Source organism: Streptomyces odontotermitis (assembly GCF_050510915.1).
GTDB lineage: Bacteria > Actinomycetota > Actinomycetes > Streptomycetales > Streptomycetaceae > Streptomyces.
In genome coordinates this window covers 747,409-765,443 of the sequence record NZ_JBNJLS010000002.1, presented here as the reverse complement: position 1 = coordinate 765,443, position 18,035 = coordinate 747,409, and the positions used below count along the sequence as shown (strand labels likewise).

The following is an 18,035-nucleotide window of genomic DNA, read 5'->3' as shown; positions in this document are numbered from 1 at the left end:
GGATCGCATGGAGTTGCAACAGCTGCGCTATGTCATCGCCGTCGCCGAGACGGGCGGCTTCACGCGGGCCGCCGAGCGCTGCCTGGTCGTGCAGTCGGCGCTCAGCCACCAGATCGGGAAGCTGGAGAAGGAGCTCGGGGCGCGGCTGTTCGAGCGCACGAGCCGGAAGGTGCGGCTCACCGCCGCGGGCGAGGCGTTCCTGCCCGCCGCCCGCCAGGCCCTGGAGGCCGCCGAGCGGGCCCGCTCCGAGGTGGCGGCGGCGACCGGGGAGATCCGCGGGCGGCTCGCGGTCGGAGCCATCGCGACGGGGACGGCGGTCGACGTGCCCCGCCTGATGCGCGCGTACCACGACCGGTATCCGCAGGTGACGATGCGCCTGCAGCACGGCATGAGCGAGGCCCTCGTACGGGGCGTCCGGGACGGCGGCCTCGACCTCGGCCTCCTCGGCGTGCCCCCGTCCTACCGGGGCGACGTCGGCTCCGGCCTGGAGAGCCGCACCCTCGTCGTCGACCACCACGTCGCCGTCGTGGCCCCGGACCACCCGCTCGCCGAACGGGCGTCGGGCGCCGAACGGGCCGCGGGCGACCCGGTCCCGCTGGCGGAGATCGTCGACGAGGCGTTCGTCGACTTCCCCGCGGGCCTCGCCGCGCGCGCCCAGGCAGACGAGGCGTTCGCGGCCGCGGGGCTCCGCCGCGAGGTGGCCTTCGAGGCCAACGACCTCGGCTTCCTCGTCGACCTCGTGCGCGGCGGCCTCGGCATCACGCTGCTCCCGTCACGGCTCGTGTCGCGGCTGCCGGGGGTGACGGTGGTGCCGCTGCTCGACGGGCCCACGCGCGAGGAGCGCCTGGTGTGGAACGAGGCGCGACGCTCACCGGCGGCGGCAGCGTTCTTGGAGACGGTGCCGATGACGGCCCCGATGACGGCGCCGATGACGGCGCCGATGAGAGCGGCCCCCGAGACGGCCCCCACCACTTGATCAACCAGAGAGGCATCGTGACCCACCTCCTCGCCTACCGGCGTACTCAGGTGACGTGATGCTGCCGGAGTGGCGGCATCAGGGACGCACCGCCGTCACCAGCCACACCCCCGCCCGCATCCGCACGCCCCGCGCGGTCGCGTACGGGGCGAACGCCTCCTCCAGCGCGGCGCGCGTGGCCGCCGGGATCGCGCGCCCAGGCGTACGGGAGAGCATGAACTCGACGGTGTCCGCGGGACTTTGACCCCACACCGTCTCCACCGGCACGTGCGTGATCGCCACCTCCCGGTACCCGTCGAGCACCTCGCGGATGCGGGCCGGGTCCGAGAGCGAGGCCATGGCGGTGTGGGCCGCGACGGCGGACGGGGAGGGACTGTCCGCCCCGCTCTCCGCCCCGCTCTCCGCCCCGCTCTCCGCGAGCAGCCGCGCGAACAGGCCGAGGGCCCGTGACTCCTCGCTCTCCCCGTCGGCCGGCCGCGGACACACGAACACCAGCCGCCCGCCGGGACGCAACGCCCGCGCGACGTTGGCGAACGCCGCCGCGTGGTCGGCGAAGAACATCACCCCGCCACGGCTCAGCGCGACGTCGTAACCCGCCTCAGGGAAGGGGTGGGTCTGCGCGTCGGCCAGTTCGTACGAGGCGTTGGCGATTCCCTCGGCGGCGGTGCTCGCCCGGGCCCGCTCCAGGAGCGGCGCCGAGATGTCGACGCCGACGGCGTGCCCGCGCGCCTGCCCCGGACCGAGCCCGTGCCGGTGCGCGGCGAGCCGGGCGGCGATCCGGGTGGTCGCGCCCGCACCGCAGCCGATGTCCAGGACGCGGTCGCCCACGCGGACGGCGGCGGCGTGGAACAGGGCGTCGTTGACGCCGGAGAGCATGGTGTCGTAGCGGTCCTGGTGGTCGGCCCAGTGCGTGCCGACGGGACCGTTCCAGACGTGCGCCTGCTGGGAGTTGACCGTGGCGCCGAGTTTCTGGGTGAGCATGGCTGGCCCTTCCTCGTGGAGTGCTGCGGATGGTGAGCGGAGCTATCGGTGGTGATGGGGTCGATGCTCGCCGGGCGGGGTGCCCCGGTCGTCGTATGGGCGGGTGAAGTCGGGCCTACGCCGGGTGGGCCGACCGCCGCGCCGAGTACTACCGGGGGAGTAGTGCGGGGTCGGTCCCCAGGGGCGACGCCGTTGTCAGTGGCGGGGTCTAGGGTGCGGAGCATGCAGGGGGAACCGGGGGATCAGGGATCCCGCACGGAGTCGGCGTCACCATCGGGGGCACGGGGGAACCGATGGCGAAGTCGGCTGGCCGAAACGGCACTTGGTGGCGTACTCGGCGCCGTGATCGCCGCGGCCGTGGTGTTCGCCGCGCTGACGTCGGAGGACGGGACGACGGCGCTCGACATCGCGCTCATCGTCGCGGGATCCCTGGCCCTTGCTGTACACCGCGAGGCGCCGCGCGCGGTCCTGGTCGTGACCCTCGTATGCCTCCTCGCCTATGTGGTCCACGCCAGACCGGGCGCGGTCGCGGCGTTCCCGATGATCGTGGCGGTGTTCGCCACGGCGCGTCTGGGCCACCGCACGTTCGCCGGGATCGCGAGCTTCCTCTTCCTCGGCGTCTTCGTCGCCACACAGGTGGGGGAGGGCGACGGGGTCGAGCGGACGCTGCTGCTGATGGGCTGGTTCGTGTGCGCGGTCGCCACCGGCGTCGCGGGCCGCAACTGGCACGCGTATCTGCGCCAGACGGAGCAGCGCGCCCTGGAGGCCGAGCGGACCCGTGAGGAGGCCGCCCTGCGCCGGGCGGGCGAGGAACGGCTGCGCATAGCAAGGGAGTTGCACGACTCGCTCACGCACAGCATCTCGATCGTCAAGCTCCAGGCGGGCGTCGCCGTGCACCTCGCCCGCAAGCGCGGTGAGGAGATACCCCCGGCACTCCTCGCCATCCAGGAGGCGAGCGGCGAGGCCATGCGCGAGCTGCGCGCCACCCTCGACGTGCTGCGCACGGACGAGCCCACCGGCAGCCCCGCGCTCCTCGTCGAGCGCGCCCGCTCGGCCGGGCTCCCCGTCGAGCTGACGGTGACCGGCCGCGAGCGCCCGCTGTCACCGCCGCTGGACCTGGCCGCGTACCGCATCGTCCAGGAGGCCCTGACCAACGCGGCACGGCACGCGGGCGCCCCGGACCGAGTCGACGTCCATCTCCATTACGGCGAGCGGGAGTTGACGATCCGGGTCGCGGACGACGGGGCGGCGAGGGCGGACCATGCCTCCATACCCGGCACCGGACTGACCGGCATGAGCGAGCGCGTCACGGCACTCGGCGGCGAGCTGCGGGCCGGGCCGCGGGAGGAGGGCGGCTTCGCGGTGCGGGCGTCGCTGCCGCTGACGGCGGAGGGACGGGAGCGAGAGGGACGGGAGCGAGAGGGGCGGGAGCGAGAGGGGCGGGAGCGAGAGGGCAAGGCGACGACGACGGCACCCACACCTACTGCTCCTCCTCCTTCACAGGAGGCGACCGCCCCTGCCCGCCCTGCTGGGCAAGGGGTGACGCGCACGTGATCCGGGTCGCGCTCGTCGACGACCAGGCGCTGATGCGGGCCGGATTCCGTGCCCTTCTGGAGGCAGAGGAGGGCGTCGAGGTCGTGGGAGAGGCCGCCGACGGCGAGGAGGGCGTGGCACTGATCCGCGAACAGATACCCGACGTGGCGCTCGTCGACGTACAGATGCCGGTCATGACGGGCATCGAGGCGACCCGCCGCATCGCCGCCGACCCCCGCCTCGCGGCCGTGCGCGTGGTCATTCTCACCAACTACGGCCTGGACGAGTACGTCTTCGAGGCCCTGCGCGCGGGCGCCAGCGGCTTCCTGCTCAAGGACACCGAACCGGCGGACCTGCTGCAGGCCATCGAGGTCGTCGCCCGTGGCGACGCACTGCTCTCGCCCTCGGTGACGCGCCGTCTGATCGGCGAGTTCGTCGCCCGCCCACCGGACCGCTCCACCCCACCCGGCCTGGAGGGCCTCACCCGCCGCGAACGCGAGGTGACGGTCCTCGCCGCACGCGGCCTGACCAACGAGGAGATCGCCGCGCACATGGTGATCAGCCCGTTCACGGCGAAGACACATGTGAGCCGCGCGATGACGAAGCTGGGCGCGCGGGACCGGGCGCAACTGGTGGTGTTCGCGTACGAGTCGGGGCTGGTGACGGCGCGGGGCCCGGAGCAGTGACGCGTACGGGATGAGCAGGCCCTGTACGGGACGACCAGCGCCCCGTACGTCCGGGATATGGCCGGAAAAGGGGCACAGTGACACGCCATGACATGATCGCCCCGTGACCGTCATACCGCTCAAACACGCCGCCGTCCTGTGCGGAGCAGCCATCCTGCTCCTCACCGGCTGCGGCGGCCCCTCGTCCACCCCGGCGGCCGAAAAGAGGGGAACTCCCGAGACGCCCGCGTCCCCGCGCACCTTCGACCTCGACGACGTCGAGATGTCGGCCTCTCCGGGCCCCGACGTGCGTCCCGGCGCCCGCCCCGGTGCCACGCCGCGGCCGCAGTCGGTGCACGAACGGGCCTGCGCGAACGGCCAGTCCGCCGTCCTCGTCGAACCCGGCCCGGTGGACGCCGCGATGGGCCTGCGCGCCATGACGGTGACGCTGACCAACTGCACCACCAAGCCGTACCGCCTGAACGGCTACCCCACCCTCAAGGTCCTCGGCGACAAGCGCGAGCCCTTCCACGTGCAGGTCCTCCAGGGCACGGAACCGATCACCCGACTCGACGACCCCGGCCCCCACCCCGTGACCCTCAAGCGCGGCGAGACGGCCACGACGGCGGTCGTCTGGCGCAACACGTACGACAACACCGCCCAACCCCCGCTCAAGGGCACCTACTTGAAGGTGGTCCCGACCCCGGGAGGCGTGGCGCGCCTGCTCGCGGTGGACGGTGGGATCGACCTCGGGTCGACGGGGAAGATCGGGTCGACGGCGTGGAAGAAGTCTGCGAAGCCCTGACCCGTCGCAGCCCAAGGCGCCCGCGCCCTACGGCACCCGCCCCGTCCACTCCGCCGAGCTGAACTTCGTCCGCGCAAGCTCCTCCGCACGGGCCAGTTCGTCCTCGGTGACCTTGCCCGCCGTCAGGCCGTACCGGCCGCGGAACGAGTCGATCATCTTCTCGATGACCGTCTCGCGCGGCAGCCCCGTCTGCCGCCGCAGCGGGTCCACCCGCTTCTTGGCGCTCTTCGTGCCCTTGTCGGAGAGCTTCTCGCGGCCGATGCGCAGCACTTCGAGCATCTTGTCCGCGTCGATGTCGTACGACATGGTCACGTGGTGCAGCACGGCGCCGGGCCCGCCCGCCCGTCTCCCGCCACCGCCCTCAACGGGGGACCCTGCGGGCCCGCCCCTGCCTACCGGGCCCACCATCCGCTTCTGCGCGGCGCCCGCGATCTTCCCGGCGTCGGTCGCGATGTCGTTCAAGGGTTGGTACCACGCCTTGATGCCCATGTCGCCGAGGGCGCCGAGGACCCAGTCGTCGAGGTAGGCGTAGCTGTCCGCGAAGGAGAGTCCCTGGACGAGGGCCTCGGGCACCGACAGGGAGTACGTGATGGTGTTGCCGGGCTCCACGAACATGGCGCCGCCGCCGGAGATGCGGCGCACCACCTCGATGCCGTGGCGGGCGGCGCCGTCCAGGTCGACCTCGTTGCGCAGGGACTGGAAGCTGCCGATGATCACGGAGGGCGCGGCCCACTCCCAGACCCGCAGCGTCGGCGGCCGCAGCCCCGCCGCGACCTCCGTCGTGATGACCTCGTCGAGGGCCATGTGCAGGGCGGGGGACTGCGGGCCCTCGTGGATGAGCTGCCAGTCGTAGTCGGTCCAGTCGGTGGCGTGCGCGAGGGCGCGGCGCACGGCGACGCCGACACCCTCCGAGGTCAGGCCGTACATCACGGTGCCCTCGGGCAGGGCGGCGTCGATGCGGGCGGCGAGCCCCGCGGTGTCGGTGTCGGCCGGGGCGCCCTCCAGGGCGTGGCTGAGCGCCTCGAAGGCGTTGTCCGGTTCGAGGAAGAAGTCCCCGGCCACCCGTACCCGCCGCAGCACGCCGTCCTCGACGTCCAGGTCCACCACGACGAGCTTGCCGCCGGGAACCTTGTACTCACCGTGCACTGTGTCGCCTCGCCTCCAGGCCCACCGCACACCCATCCAGGTCCACGGCGATTGTCCGAATCGTCCATAACGCTAGCTCAGGATGGGCGAACCGGGTCCAGGAGGCCCGCCCGTACGGCCGGTGCCCTGGAGTACGGAGCCATTGAGGGGCCGATGCGGGATCAATGCGGGATGAATGCAGAGCCAATGCAGGACCAATGCCGGACTAATGCGGAATCAAAAGGGTGTGCCTGGTTCGAGTCGATGCCGCTCCCTCCCGCTCACTGCTTGGCCCCTGCATCCATCCCCATCTCCCCACGCCCACCGCGACTTTCGGCCGCCTGGCTTGAAGATCACCTACGCACCGGCAGTGCGACCAGGGCGACTTGATCTTTTGTATGCGGAACCAGATAAGCTCCCTTGCGGCGCTGCGAGTTGACGCGATTGAGACCAGTCGTGTACTCGGCGTCGTCGCGCTGTCGTACGGGGGATCACGGAAGTGATCGGGGCGTGTGCCGCCGGGCCGGGGCACCGGCCGATGCGATGAGTGCGGCTCCCTCCAGGGGGGTTGTCCACTGTTCGATCGCGTTGGTTTGAGGATGCAGATGGAACTTGCCACTCCGCCGTCGGCGGCGGCCCGCGCACCGGGCGCCTGGTACAGCTGGTGGCTGCTGCCGGCCGGCCTCGTCGGGGCCGCCGTCGCCGCTGTCGCCCTCGGGTCCGACGGGGCCCGAATACCCACCGCAGGACTCGGCGTCCTTGCGTCCGTGGCCGCCGCCGCATGTGTCCGGCAGCTGCTGCGCACCCGCGAGGACCTCGCCCGCGCCGCCGAGGAGTCGCGCGCCACCCAGGTCAGCCACTCCCAGCAGTGGCAGCAGCATGTGGCCTCCCTTGAGCGGCAGTTCGAGGAGCGGCGCATCGCCTACGAGACGCGGATGGCCGACGAGACCGCTGCCTACGAGGCGCGCCTCAGCGATGAGTCGAGCGCCTATGAGGTCCGGCTCGCCGATGAGTCCGCCGACCACGAGGCCCGCCTCGCCGACGCCGTCGCCGCCCACGAGGCCCGGCTCGCCCAGGAAGTGACGGCCTACCAGCGCAGCCTGCACCGCCAGCAGGAGCTGCTCGACCGGCTCGGCCGGGACTTCCTGCCCGCCGGCATCGACGGTCTGCGCGGTGGCGAGGCCATCGACGACGTACTGCCCCCGCTGGATCAAGAGGCCGACGTCACGCCGGAGTTCCGGCAGGGCGTGCGGCGGGTCCTGCGCACGGGCCTCATCGCCGTCGAGGAGGAGTTCAACCGCAGCACCTCCGCCGAGCAGGCCGTCATCAGCATCGGCAACCGCATCCACGTGCTCACCGGGAAGATCCGTGGGCGACTGCACGAACTGCAGGGCGAGCACGGGCGCGTGCCCGCCGTCGCCCAGGGCCTGATGGAGCTCGACCAGGCGATCGGCCCCGCCGACTGTCTCGCCGCCAGCATCGGCGTCCTCGGCGGCACCGTACGGCCCGGACGGCAGTGGCAGGAGCCGCAGCGGCTGCTCGGCGTCGTCCGCGGCGGCATCGGCCGCATCAAGGACTTCGACCGCATCGACGTACGCCAGCTCCCCGAACTCGGCGTCGACGGCGGCCTGGTGGACCACCTCACCCTGATCTTCGCCCACCTCCTCGACAACGCGGCCCGCTACTCGCCGCCCACCGAGCCCGTCGTGGTCTCCGGCAAGGAGGTCCCCAACGGCGTCGGCATCGAGATCCAGGACGCGGGCAAGGGCCTCACCGACGAGAAGAAGCAGCAGGCCCTGCAGTCACTGGAGGGCGTCGCCGCCGGTGCCGGTCTCGGCGGGCTGTCCGAGGACGCGCACCTCGGCCTGCGCGTCGTCGGCACCCTCGCCCGCAAGTACGGCATCAAGGTGACCTTCGCCGACTCCCCGTGGCTCGGCACCTCCGTGGTCGTCGTCGTGCCGCACAAGTACTTCAGCCCGCTGCCGGCCGCCTCGGCGCCGGAGGCCCCGATGGCCGCCGCAGCTCCGGCCACCACCGCCGGGCCCGCCGCCTCCGTCTCCGCCTCGGCCTCCGTCCCCGTACAGCCGCAGTCGGCCGACATGAGCGACGCCGACACCACGGCGGGCGGCCTGCCCCGGCGCCGCAGCAAGCGCGCCGAGGCCGCCGGCGCGACCGCTCCGCAGGAGCACGACCCGATCGCGCGGCCGGCCGCGGACCCGGGCCGCCCGGAGCGGTCGGCCGTGCCGCCGGACGCGTCCTTCACCGGCCTCGCGGCGTTCGCCACGGCCGGCCGCGACACCGACGAGTCCCCGGAGACCCCCGGCGACGCGTCCCGAACCGAAGGGAGCGACTAGCCACATGCCGCAACACGAGACCGACGTGAGCTGGGCGCTCCGCGATCTGACGGAGAGCATCCAGGAGATCCGCTTCGCCCTCGTCGCCTCCAGTGATGGCAAGGCCATCACGTCGTACGGAGCCGACGACCCGGACGACGTCGACCGGTTCGCCGCCGTCGTCGCAGGGCTGCAGGCCCTCGCGCAGCCCGTCGCCGAGCAGTTCCCCAAGTACGGGGGCCAGTTGCGCCTGGCGATGATCGAGGTCGACGGCGGGCACCTGTTCGTGGTGCGGGCCGGGGTGGAGACCTATCTGGGCGTCCTCGCCAAGGAGGGCCTCGACCAGGGCCTGCTCGGACACCAGATGAGAGACCTGGCCCGCAGGATGGGTGAGCTGCTCGGCACCACTCCGCGCCGGGAGGAGCAGCCTGGATGAGCGGCCCCCGCCGGTCCACCGAACCGTCCGGCCTCGAGCGCTACTACGTCCTGACCGGCGGGCGCAGCGGGCCGGGCGGGGCCGCCGCCGGGCTTGACGTGGCCACCCTCATCGTCTCCCGGTCGGCGCCCGCCCCCGGCATGCAGCACGAGCACCAGGAGATCGTGCGCCGCTGCCGCGACCCGCTTTCGGTGGCCGAGCTGGGCGCCCACCTGGGGCTGCCGTTCAACATTCTCGCGGTGCTCGTGGCCGACCTGCTGGACGCAGGCCGGGTGGAAGCCCGTAACCCCATCCCGGTCTCCGCACCCGGCCGCGGGCCGGACCTCGCGCTCCTTGAGGAGGTACTCAGTGGACTTGAAAGGCTTTGACCGTCCAGGTCATCCCGGCCACGCCGCCCATCAGGGCGGGGCGTCGGCGGACTCCCTGGCCGCGGGCAGCCGCTCGGTCAAGGTGATGATCGCCGGGGGGTTCGGCACGGGCAAGACCACCATGGTCCGCTCCGTGAGCGACATCAAGCCCCTCACCACCGAGGAGACCCTGACCCAGGCCAGCGTCGACGTGGACCACCTGGTCGGCATCGCCGACAAGCAGGAGACCACGGTCAGCCTCGACTTCGGCCGCATCGGCATCAACGAACAGCTGGTGCTCTACCTGTTCGGCACGCCCGGCCAGGAGCGCTTCTGGTTCCTGTGGAACGGCCTGTTCAAGGGCGCCCTCGGCGCGGTCGTCCTGGTCGACACCCGGCGCCTGGCCTCCAGCTTCCGCGCCATCGAGGAGATGGAGCGCCAGGGCGTCCCCTTCGTCATCGCCCTGAACGTCTTCCCGGACTCGCAGGACCACCCCGTCGAGGAGATACGGGAGGCCCTGGACATCCCCGAGTCCACCCCGGTCGTCGCCTGCGACGCCCGCGACCGGGCCTCCAGCCGCGACGTCCTCATCGCGCTGATCCGCCACCTCAAGGACCGCTCGGCCGCCACCGTCTTGGAGCCCCAGTGAACGACCAGCCCCAGACTCCTCCCGCTGCTCCCTCGGCGGGTGGCTGCCCGGTGCGGCACGACGGCCCGGCAGGTCCGGGAGGCGTCACGCGCCTCTACGGAGAGGGCGTCTCGGCGGACCCGCACGCGGTCTACGACCGGCTGCGGGAGAAGTACGGGGCGGTCGCGCCCGTCCTTCTGGAGGGGGACGTGCCCGCCTGGCTGGTCCTCGGGTACCGGGAGAACCGGCGGGTCCTGGAGAACCCGCGCCAGTTCGCCCGTGACGCGCGCATCTGGCGGGACTGGAAGGAGGGGAACCTGGAGAGCTCGTCCCCGCTGATCCCGATGCTCGCCTGGCGCCCCGACTGCGTCTCCCAGGACGGCGAGCCGCACCGGCGGCTGCGCCGCGCGGTCACCGACAACCTCCAGGCGCTCGCGGACCGCGGCATCAAGCGCCACGTCACCCGGTTCGCCAACAAGCAGATCGACGCGTTCGCCGAGCGGGGCAGCGCCGACCTGGTCGCCGAGTACGCCGAGTACCTGCCGATGCTCGTCCTGACCCGCCTCTTCGGCCTGGCCGAGGGCGAGGGGCGCCGCCTGGCCACCTCCTGCGCCCAGGTCATCAAGGGCGGCGAGGAGGGCTTCGCGCACAACGAGCGGATCATGGAGATCCTGCAGGAGCTCGCCAAGCGCAAGCGCGCCGAGCCGGGCGCGGACTTCACCAGCGGGCTCATCGACCACGCGGCCGAGCTCGACGAGGAAGAGGTCCTGAGCCATCTGCGCCTCGTCCTCATCACCGCGCACACGACGACCAGCAACCTCCTGGCCCGCGTCCTGCAGTCCGTCCTCACCCACCCCTCGCACCTCGCGGGCCTGGTGAGCGGGCAGCTGCACGTCTCGGCGGTCGTCGAGGAAGTCATGTGGAACACCCCGCCGCTCGCCGTCTGCCCCGGCCGCTTCGCCACCGCCGACCTGGAGCTCGGCGGCCAGCACATCACCTCCGGCGACCTGCTCGTCCTCGGTCTGACGGCCGGCAACTACGACCCGGTGATCCGCCCCGACACGGCCTCCGACCTGCACGGCAACCAGGCCCACCTCGCCTTCAGCGGCGGCGCCCACGAGTGCCCCGGCCAGGGCATGGGCCAGGCCATCATCGCGACGGCCGTCGACGTCCTGCTGCACCGCCTGACGGGACTGCGCCTCGCGGTCGGCCCGGAGGAGCTCACCTCCACGGCCTCCACGTGGGAGTCCCGCCTGGACCGGCTTCCGGTGGAGTTCACGGCGGCGCAGACGGCGTGAGGTGGGGCGTGGACGGCCGGGTCAGCGCAGCCGGGCACCCCTGCGCGCCAGGTACTGGACGGGATTGACGTCCGACCCGTACCCGCGGTGGGCCCGTATCTCCAGGTGCAGATGGGGCCCGGTGGCCCGCCCGGTCGCGCCGCTGCTGCCCAGGTAGGCCCCGGTGCGCAGCCGGGCCCCGCGGCGCACGGAGATGCGGGACAGATGCGCGTAGACGGCGTAGTGCCCGTCCGGCATCCGTATGGTCACCGCCTTGCCGTACGCCCCGGACCAGCGGGCCAGGACCACGCGGCCGCCGCCGACCGCGTATACCGGGGTCCCGCGCGGCACCGCCAGGTCGATGCCCGTGTGGTACCCGGCGATCCAGTTGCCGGGCACCCCGTAGCGCGTGGTGATGCGGAAGCGGCGCCGCAGCGGCATCGCGCACCGTCCCGGTGGCCCGTACCGCTCCAGTTCGGCGGAGTCCTCCGGCAGCTCGGCCTCCGAGAGGGCGAGCGCCAGTTCGTAGTCCGCGTCGTAGTCGGCGAGGCAGTCGTCGTCGGGTTCGGCCGCGGCGGCAGGCGGTGCGCCGCCCAGAGCGAGGGCGCCGCCCGTCAGGAGGCCCGCGGCCAGTCCCAGCGCGTCACGTCGTGTGCTGCCCGCGATACGCGGGCTGTCTATGTGGTCACCCATCTGTGACAGCACACTGGCGACGGCCGCGACGTGCACCCCGGCAGGGCCGTCCGGGGTAACGCGCCACGGCGGCCTGCGACCGGCGACCTGCGGCCTGCGGCCGGCGGCAGGGACGGTCAGCGGGCGGAGGCCGTCAGCGGGTAGTGGTCGGAGAGGTTCGTGTACGTGTAGTCCTTGCCCCAGCTGGAGACCGTCCAGGGCGCCGACTGCTCCTTGACGACCTCGTTGGTCCAGCCGGACGGCTTGGCGTGCCCGGCGCGGTGCAGGACGTAGTCGAGGTCCTCGCTCGGGTCGTCCGGGTAGCGGTCGCGCGCGATCGAGTTCTCCTTCGTGTCGAAGGAGTACGGGTGCCCGGTGCGGGAGTCCGCGCCCGCGAGCCCCGCGTCGGCGAGCATCGAGGAGTACTCGGATCCGTGCGAGTCCACGTTCAAGTCGCCCGCGACGAGCACCTGTTCACCGGCCGGGATCTTCTTGGCGTCCAGGAAGGCGTCGATCTCCTTGAACTGGGCGGCACGGATCCGTGCCGCCTCACCGCTGCCGCACCCGGAGTCGGTGGACTGGGTGTGGGTCCCGACGACGTGCACCTTGGTGCCGTTCACGTCCAGGACGGCATACACGAAGCCCTTGTTGGAGTAGGAGTCGGAGCCGCAGGCGTCCTTGTAGACGTACTGCTCCTTGCGCAGGATCGGCCACTTGGAGAGCAGCGTGACGCCCCCGTCCTCCGGCGTCGTCGCCGAATAGGCCCCGCCCGTCGCGTCCCACCCGCTCTTGGAGCGGCCGACCACGGGGGTCTGGTGCGGGTAGCGGTCGGCGGCGTTGCTCTTGAGGGCGTCGGAGGAGGAGTTGTCGAAGGCTTCCTGCAGCACGACGACGTCGTGACCGCTGAAGAAGGACGCCGCCGGTATCGCCTGGGCGCGGTGGTCCTGGCCCCAGTTGGGGTAGAGGTTCTTGCTCATCAGGAAGACGTTGTACGTGAGGACGCTCAGCTTCGGCGTCGCGGCGTCCCGTGCCGGGGCGGAGGCGGGCGCGGCGGAGGCGGAGGCGGACGCGGGCGTGGGCCCGGCGGTGAGGGTGGCGCCCGCGAGGGCCAGCGAGGTCGCGGCGAGGGCGGCGCCTCGGGCGGCACGGCGGAGCGGGGGACGGGGCACAGCAACTCCCGGGGTGGTGGGGGGACATGGAGCGCAGCCATCCAAGCAGCGGGAGTTACCTATGGGTAGGCATTGGATGGCGTGAATGTGGACGGGAGCGGGCGAGTGGGAGTGGTGGCCGGACCTGGTGCGGGACCGGCCACCGATGTGCATCGGGGCCGCAGGGCTTCAGAGCCTCAGAGCCTCACGGCGCCATGGCTTCAGAGCCGCAGAGCCTCAGAGCCTCGACGGCCCAGTGCTTGCGAACCTCAGACCGTGAGCAGATCGTCGAGCGACCCACGCCCCTGCAACTCGGCCGCGGCCGCCGCGCTCTCCTTCACGGCGGCATACCGCCCCGTGGTCAGCGCCCATTCGTAGTTCCCGTTGATCCAGTGCTGTGCGGCCTCCACGCCCATGTCGACGCGCCGCCGGTCCTCGTAACTCAGCCCGAGCTCCTCGCACATCTCGGGTATGCGGGCCTCGAACTCCAGGTAGTCGGCGAGCCGTTCGTTGGTCATGCGGATCGCCTCGGCCTCGGCGTCGGCGAGGGAGTGGCCGCGGTCGCGGTGCAGGACGGTGATGAGGTTGTGGCCGTCCCCCCGCCGCTTCTCCCTCTCAAAGGAATGCACGTCGTTCATGAACCCGATGGCGTCCGCCGCCGCGTCCCGCAGCCCGATCAGCACGGGGTGCGCCTGCGCCTGCGCGGGCACCTCGAAGCGCCGGGCACGCTCGCCCGCGTCGATGCTGTGGTGGATCCCGACGGTGCGCCGCCGGAACCCCACGTACTCGTCGAGCCCCAAGTGCCCGCCGCGCGCGGCCAGATCGACCTCCTCGGTGTGCGCGACGAGGAACCGCCCCCACGACGCGGCGAACCGGCTGCGCCAGGCCAGCGACATCCCCTCCGCGAGCCGCTCCCACACCTGTGCCCAGGCGACGGTGATCGGGCACTCGACGCGGGGCTTGCTGCCCACCGGCCGCAGGGGCGTGGCGATCAGCTCACGGGCGACCTCGGCGACGCGATCGGCGCGGTCGGGACGCGCCGCATCGAACTGGTCGTCAAACAGAAAGGCCAGCGAGAACCAGTTCATGAGGACGACCATGTCCTCGGCGTTGGCGTACGGATACGTGCGTATCGCGGCCTGCGGCAGATCCCAGGACTGATACTCCTCGAACGCGGCCTCGCTTCTCACCAGCCCCATCTCCCAGACCCACCGCAGGTGTTGCTCCCGTGCGGAGTGGAGGTGGCCGCTGACGGGGGTGGTGAAGGGGAGGTCGAACCGGACGTCCTGGGGCATTCATTTCTCCTAGTGCTGCACGCGCGGGGAGCCCCCCGCACCCCGCGTGCGAACGTGTGTTTGGTTCACCGCTCAACTGACCTACTGAGGCTGCCCTGACCGTAAACGATCTATGCTGTGACCTCTTCAACACCCGTGTGCACCACTTCAACACCCGTGTGCACCACCCGAAGCGTCACGCGTCGAAGACCCCCAGCCGATGCGCGATGGCCGCGGCCTCCCCCCGCCCCGAAGCGCCCACCTTGGCCAGGATGTTGGACACGTGCACGCTCACCGTCTTCGGCGAGATGAACAGTTCCTCCGCGATCTGGCGGTTGCTGCGTCCGGCCGCGACCAGGCGCAGCACGTCCCGCTCCCGGGCGGTCAGCCCCAGCTCCGCCGCGGGCGCCGGGGGTTCCTCCCCCTCGGTCTGCCGCAGCGGGATCCGGGCCCGCCCGGCCAGCGTGGTGATCTCCATCGCGAGTGGCTCCGCGCCCAGTTCGCGCGCCACCGCCTCGGCCTGCCGCAGCAACTCGCCCGCGGCCGTGCGGGACCCGTCGCCGCCCTGGGTGATCAGGGCCTCCGCGAGCCGCGACCGGGCGGTGGCCAGCAGCGCGGGGGCCTCCAGCTGTTCGGCGGCGGCGACGGCCCGCGTCCAGTGGGCGGTGGCGTCGGCGCCCTCGGCGGTGCGGAGTTCGGCCTCGGTCATCAGGGCCTGCGCGGCCCACACCGGGGCGAACTGGGGCTGGCCCTTCATCGCCTCGCGGATCCGCGTCACCGCCGCCGCGCGCCCCGGAGCGGCCACCGCGAGCCCGCGGGCCCGCGCCTCCGCCGCCGCGGCCTCGTACAGCAGCGGCCAGCCGTAGCGCTGGTGGCCGGGCGGGATGGCCTCGCCGACGGCCGACTCCAGCAGTGAGCGGACGTCGAGGATCCGCCCGTCGGCGGCCGCGAGCGCGATGGCCAAGCGGCCCACGGCCAGGGTGTGCTGCGGCTCCGGGTAAGGGCCGGTGGTGCTGTCCTCGGAGTCCTTCAAGTGGCGCCGGGCGTCGTCGTACGCGCCCCGGGCCACGGCCAGTTCGGCCTGCCGTTCGGCGACCAGCGCCCGCATGCGGACGCTCACCGCGCGGCGGCCGAGGGCCCGCTCGGCCACCTCGTCGGCGGTGGCCCAACGGCCGTACTGGATGAGGGAGTCGGCGAGGTTGGCGTCGATGTACGAGGCCGTGTCCGGCAGCCCGTGACGGTCGGCGAGGCTGCTGCCCCGCTCGGCGGTCTCGACGGCCTCGGCATAGCGGCCGAGTCCGTGCAGCGCCGTGGCCAGGTTGCCGTAGCCGCGCAGCAGGACGTTGGCGTTGCCCGGCTCCAGTTCCCGGTCGAGCACGGCACGGGCCTGTGCGAGCCCTGCCTCCACGGCGCCGGAGTGGATCGTGAGCCAGGCCAGGGTGAGCCGCGCGGTCAGGCCGGTGATCTCCGCGCCCGTCACCCGGCAGAGCTCCACCGCCTGTTGTGCGGTCTCCATCACCGTCGGCCCCGGCTGGTGCACGATGTACCAGTGCGCCGCACGCGTCAGCACTTCGGCGTGGGCGACGGACGGCGGCAGGTCCTTCAGCAGCGTCTGGGCCCGGTTGATCTCGTCCCAGCCGTCGGAGCGGGCGAGTTCGCGCACCAGCTGATAGCGCTCGACCCACAGCCAGGCCGCCCGCAGCGGATCGCCTTCGAGCAGGCGGAGCGCGCGCTTGGAGATGGCGAGCGCCCGCTCCCGCTCTCCCGCGAGCCGCGCGGCGACGGTGACCGCTGCGAGCAGGTCCGCGAAGTCCCCCGGCATGTCCGGGCAGATGTCCAGGCACAGGCCGTCGTCGACGCCTTGCCGCATCGCCCGGCGGCGCAGCTCCTCGGGGGTGTCGTCCCACAACTCCAGCGCGCGCTCGAGGAGTTGGTGCTGCTCGGCGAACGCGTGCCGGCGGCGGGCCGCGGCCGCAGCGGCGAGCACGGCGGGCAGCGCCTTGTCGGGAACCCGGGCGCCGAACCAGAAGCCGGCCAGGCGACCGGCCCGCTCCTCGGCCCGTACGAGCGTGGGGTCGGCCTCCAGCGCCTCGGCATAGCGGCGGCTGAGCCGGGAGCGCTCGCCGGGCAGCAGGTCCTCGGCCACGGCCTCGCGCGTCAGGGCGTGCCGGAAGCGGAACGACTCACCCTCCTCGCCGGGCAGCAGAACAGCGGCACTCACTGCGGTACGCAGAGCCTCGATCAGCTCGTCCTCGCCGAGCCCGGTGACGACGGCAAGGAGCCTGAACTCCACCTCGGAACCGCCCTGGGCGGCGATCCGCACCACCCGCTGCACCTCGTCCGGCAGCGCCTCGACCCGGACGAGCAGCAGGTCGCGCAGGGAGTCGCTGATCCCGGCAGGGGAGCCGTCGAGGATGCTGCGGGAGCCTTCGAGGATGCTGCAGGCCAGCTCCTCGACGAAGAACGCGTTGCCCTCGGAGCGCGCGAAGACCCGGTCGACGACCTGCTCGTCCGGTGCCTCACCGCGGATGGCGGCGAGCTGGCGGCGGACCTCGGCGCGGTCGAAGCGGAGCAGTTCGAGGCGGGTGACGGTGCGCAGCCGCTCGTACTCGGCGAGGGCGGGGCGCAGCGGGTGGCGGCGGTGCAGGTCGTCGGCGCGGTAGGTGGCGACGATGAGGAGACGGCTGTCGGTGAGGGCGCGGAGCAGATAGCTGAGCAGTTCGCGGGTGGACCGATCGGCCCAGTGCAGGTCTTCGAGGACCAGGACGAGGGTCCGGTCCTCGGTGAGGCGCTCCAGGAGCCGGGCGGTGAGTTCGAACAGCCGCGCACGGCCGTCGGATTCCGGGCGCCCCCGGTCCATCTCGCCGAGCTCGGGCAGCAGTCGGGCGAGCTCGCCCTCCTGTCCGGCGACGGCGGCGTCGAGCTCCGCGCCGAGCTTGCGGCGCAGGGAGCGCAGGGCGGTGGAGACGGGGTGGTACGGCAGGGCGTCGGCCCCGGTCTCGACGCAGCCCCCCACGGCGACGACGGCCCCGTCCGCCTCGGCCCTGCGCAGAAACTCCTGCACCAGCCGGGTCTTGCCGACCCCGGCCTCGCCGCCCACGAAGAGGGCGCGGGGCTCTCCGGTGTCCGCCCGGGCGAGATCCTCGCTGAGGGCGGTGAGTTCGGCGCTGCGGCCGACGAAGACGGGGCTTATGTGACTGCTGAGCACGACGCCGAGCATCGCATGTCGTAGGAGGTCAGGGACAGGGTCTTCGGCTTCGGTGCTGGTGGGGGCGGCCGGTGTGGCTGGTGTGGCCGGAGCGGCCGGGGCTGCGGCTCTGGTGGCTAGAGGGCGGGCCATGCGATGCCCTTCCGCTTCCTCGCCCCGGCGCGGACGCGGTGCTCACGGCCGCCGACACCCGAGGCGGTGCCGTCGGCGGCGATACGGGCCGCCTTCGCGGCTCGCTGGGCCTTCTCGGCCTCGCGGACCAGGCGCCGCCGCGCGGTACGGGAGAGGGACGCGGCCCGGCGGGCGGCCTGGAATTCGTGGTGCATCACGGCGGTCTCCTTGGGACGAGCTGGCGTCTTGTGGTGCTTCCAGCGTGGTCCCCAAGGCGGGGCCGCCACATCGGGAGGCGTGCGCATCCAGCGGCACGCGGGGTTCCTTAGGCGTGGGGCGCAGGTGCCTTACCGGGCCGTACGTGCCTTACCGGGCCACCAGGCCGTACGTGCCTCACCAAGAGCCCGTGACGCGCTCATGATGCGGCCTTCGCTCATAGGTGGCCCTGATGCTCCTTGCCTGGCTTCGGATGGTTGCCTCTCACGAGGCGCCCGCCCCTCCCAGCGCGAGAGCACC

At 72.6% G+C, this 18,035-nt stretch carries 16 protein-coding genes; 9 read left to right on the top strand and 7 right to left on the bottom strand.

Annotated features, from left to right (window positions below; genetic code table 11):
- Positions 1-7: 7 nt before the first annotated feature.
- The gene (locus ACQB60_RS09605; protein WP_496925410.1) at positions 8-976 is read left to right on the top strand and encodes a LysR family transcriptional regulator; all 969 of its coding nucleotides are present in this window, start codon (positions 8-10) and stop codon (positions 974-976) included.
- A 78-nt stretch (positions 977-1,054) separates the two neighbouring features.
- Here the strand turns inward: ACQB60_RS09605 and ACQB60_RS09600 are convergent, their stop codons facing one another.
- Positions 1,055-1,957, bottom strand: a complete 903-nt coding sequence (locus ACQB60_RS09600; protein ID WP_496925409.1) for a class I SAM-dependent methyltransferase — start codon at positions 1,955-1,957, stop codon at positions 1,055-1,057.
- A gap of 342 nt (positions 1,958-2,299) precedes the next feature.
- Here ACQB60_RS09600 and ACQB60_RS09595 point away from each other — a divergent pair, with 342 nt between their 5' ends.
- The 3 genes from ACQB60_RS09595 (at position 2,300) to ACQB60_RS09585 (ending at position 4,960) form a co-directional block, all read left to right on the top strand.
- Complete coding sequence (locus ACQB60_RS09595; protein ID WP_496925408.1) at positions 2,300-3,511, top strand: sensor histidine kinase; 1,212 nt, start codon at positions 2,300-2,302, stop codon at positions 3,509-3,511.
- Positions 3,508-4,176 carry a response regulator gene (locus ACQB60_RS09590; protein ID WP_496925407.1) on the top strand — a complete coding sequence of 223 codons (669 nt, stop codon included), beginning with the start codon at positions 3,508-3,510 and terminating at the stop codon, positions 4,174-4,176. Before ACQB60_RS09595 ends, ACQB60_RS09590 begins: the two co-directional genes overlap by 4 nt.
- Before the next feature lie 103 nt (positions 4,177-4,279).
- Positions 4,280-4,960: a DUF4232 domain-containing protein gene (locus ACQB60_RS09585; protein WP_496925406.1), complete on the top strand. Its 681-nt coding sequence runs from the start codon at positions 4,280-4,282 to the stop codon at positions 4,958-4,960.
- A 27-nt stretch (positions 4,961-4,987) separates the two neighbouring features.
- Here ACQB60_RS09585 and lplB read toward each other — a convergent pair whose 3' ends face one another.
- A complete protein-coding gene (gene lplB, locus ACQB60_RS09580; protein WP_496925405.1) occupies positions 4,988-6,106 on the bottom strand; it encodes a lipoate-protein ligase small subunit in 1,119 nt (372 codons plus the stop codon).
- Positions 6,107-6,690: 584 nt separating this feature from the next.
- Between lplB and ACQB60_RS09575 the strand changes: the two genes are divergently transcribed.
- From ACQB60_RS09575 to ACQB60_RS09555, 5 genes are read left to right on the top strand one after another with little or no spacing between them, the layout of a single operon-like run.
- Positions 6,691-8,439, top strand: coding sequence for an ATP-binding protein (locus ACQB60_RS09575; protein ID WP_496925404.1), 1,749 nt, complete (start codon positions 6,691-6,693; stop codon positions 8,437-8,439).
- Positions 8,440-8,443: 4 nt separating this feature from the next.
- Positions 8,444-8,854 carry a roadblock/LC7 domain-containing protein gene (locus tag ACQB60_RS09570; RefSeq protein ID WP_384828378.1) on the top strand — a complete coding sequence of 137 codons (411 nt, stop codon included), beginning with the start codon at positions 8,444-8,446 and terminating at the stop codon, positions 8,852-8,854.
- The gene (locus ACQB60_RS09565) at positions 8,851-9,222 is read left to right on the top strand and encodes a DUF742 domain-containing protein (protein ID WP_384828376.1); all 372 of its coding nucleotides are present in this window, start codon (positions 8,851-8,853) and stop codon (positions 9,220-9,222) included. The genes ACQB60_RS09570 and ACQB60_RS09565 overlap by 4 nt, the downstream gene beginning before the upstream one ends.
- Positions 9,203-9,850, top strand: a complete 648-nt coding sequence (locus ACQB60_RS09560) for a GTP-binding protein (RefSeq protein WP_496925403.1) — start codon at positions 9,203-9,205, stop codon at positions 9,848-9,850. The genes ACQB60_RS09565 and ACQB60_RS09560 overlap by 20 nt, the downstream gene beginning before the upstream one ends.
- Positions 9,847-11,127, top strand: coding sequence for a cytochrome P450 (locus ACQB60_RS09555; RefSeq protein WP_496925402.1), 1,281 nt, complete (start codon positions 9,847-9,849; stop codon positions 11,125-11,127). Before ACQB60_RS09560 ends, ACQB60_RS09555 begins: the two co-directional genes overlap by 4 nt.
- 21 nt (positions 11,128-11,148) lie before the next feature.
- On the opposite strand, the gene ACQB60_RS09550 is transcribed toward ACQB60_RS09555, so the two are convergent.
- The 5 genes from ACQB60_RS09550 to ACQB60_RS09530 form a co-directional block, all read right to left on the bottom strand.
- A complete protein-coding gene (locus tag ACQB60_RS09550) occupies positions 11,149-11,799 on the bottom strand; it encodes a M23 family metallopeptidase (protein ID WP_496925401.1) in 651 nt (216 codons plus the stop codon).
- A 116-nt stretch (positions 11,800-11,915) separates the two neighbouring features.
- Positions 11,916-12,947 (bottom strand): sphingomyelin phosphodiesterase, encoded by a 1,032-nt coding sequence (sph, locus tag ACQB60_RS09545; protein WP_496925400.1) that lies wholly within the window; start codon positions 12,945-12,947, stop codon positions 11,916-11,918.
- A gap of 248 nt (positions 12,948-13,195) precedes the next feature.
- A complete protein-coding gene (locus tag ACQB60_RS09540; RefSeq protein WP_496925399.1) occupies positions 13,196-14,221 on the bottom strand; it encodes a terpene synthase family protein in 1,026 nt (341 codons plus the stop codon).
- 175 nt (positions 14,222-14,396) lie between these two features.
- On the bottom strand, positions 14,397-17,420 hold the full coding sequence (locus tag ACQB60_RS09535; RefSeq protein WP_496925398.1) for a helix-turn-helix transcriptional regulator: 3,024 nt from the start codon (positions 17,418-17,420) through the stop codon (positions 14,397-14,399).
- Between the two features lie 104 nt (positions 17,421-17,524).
- Positions 17,525-17,737 (bottom strand): hypothetical protein, encoded by a 213-nt coding sequence (locus ACQB60_RS09530; RefSeq protein ID WP_496925397.1) that lies wholly within the window; start codon positions 17,735-17,737, stop codon positions 17,525-17,527.
- Positions 17,738-18,035 lie beyond the last annotated feature (298 nt).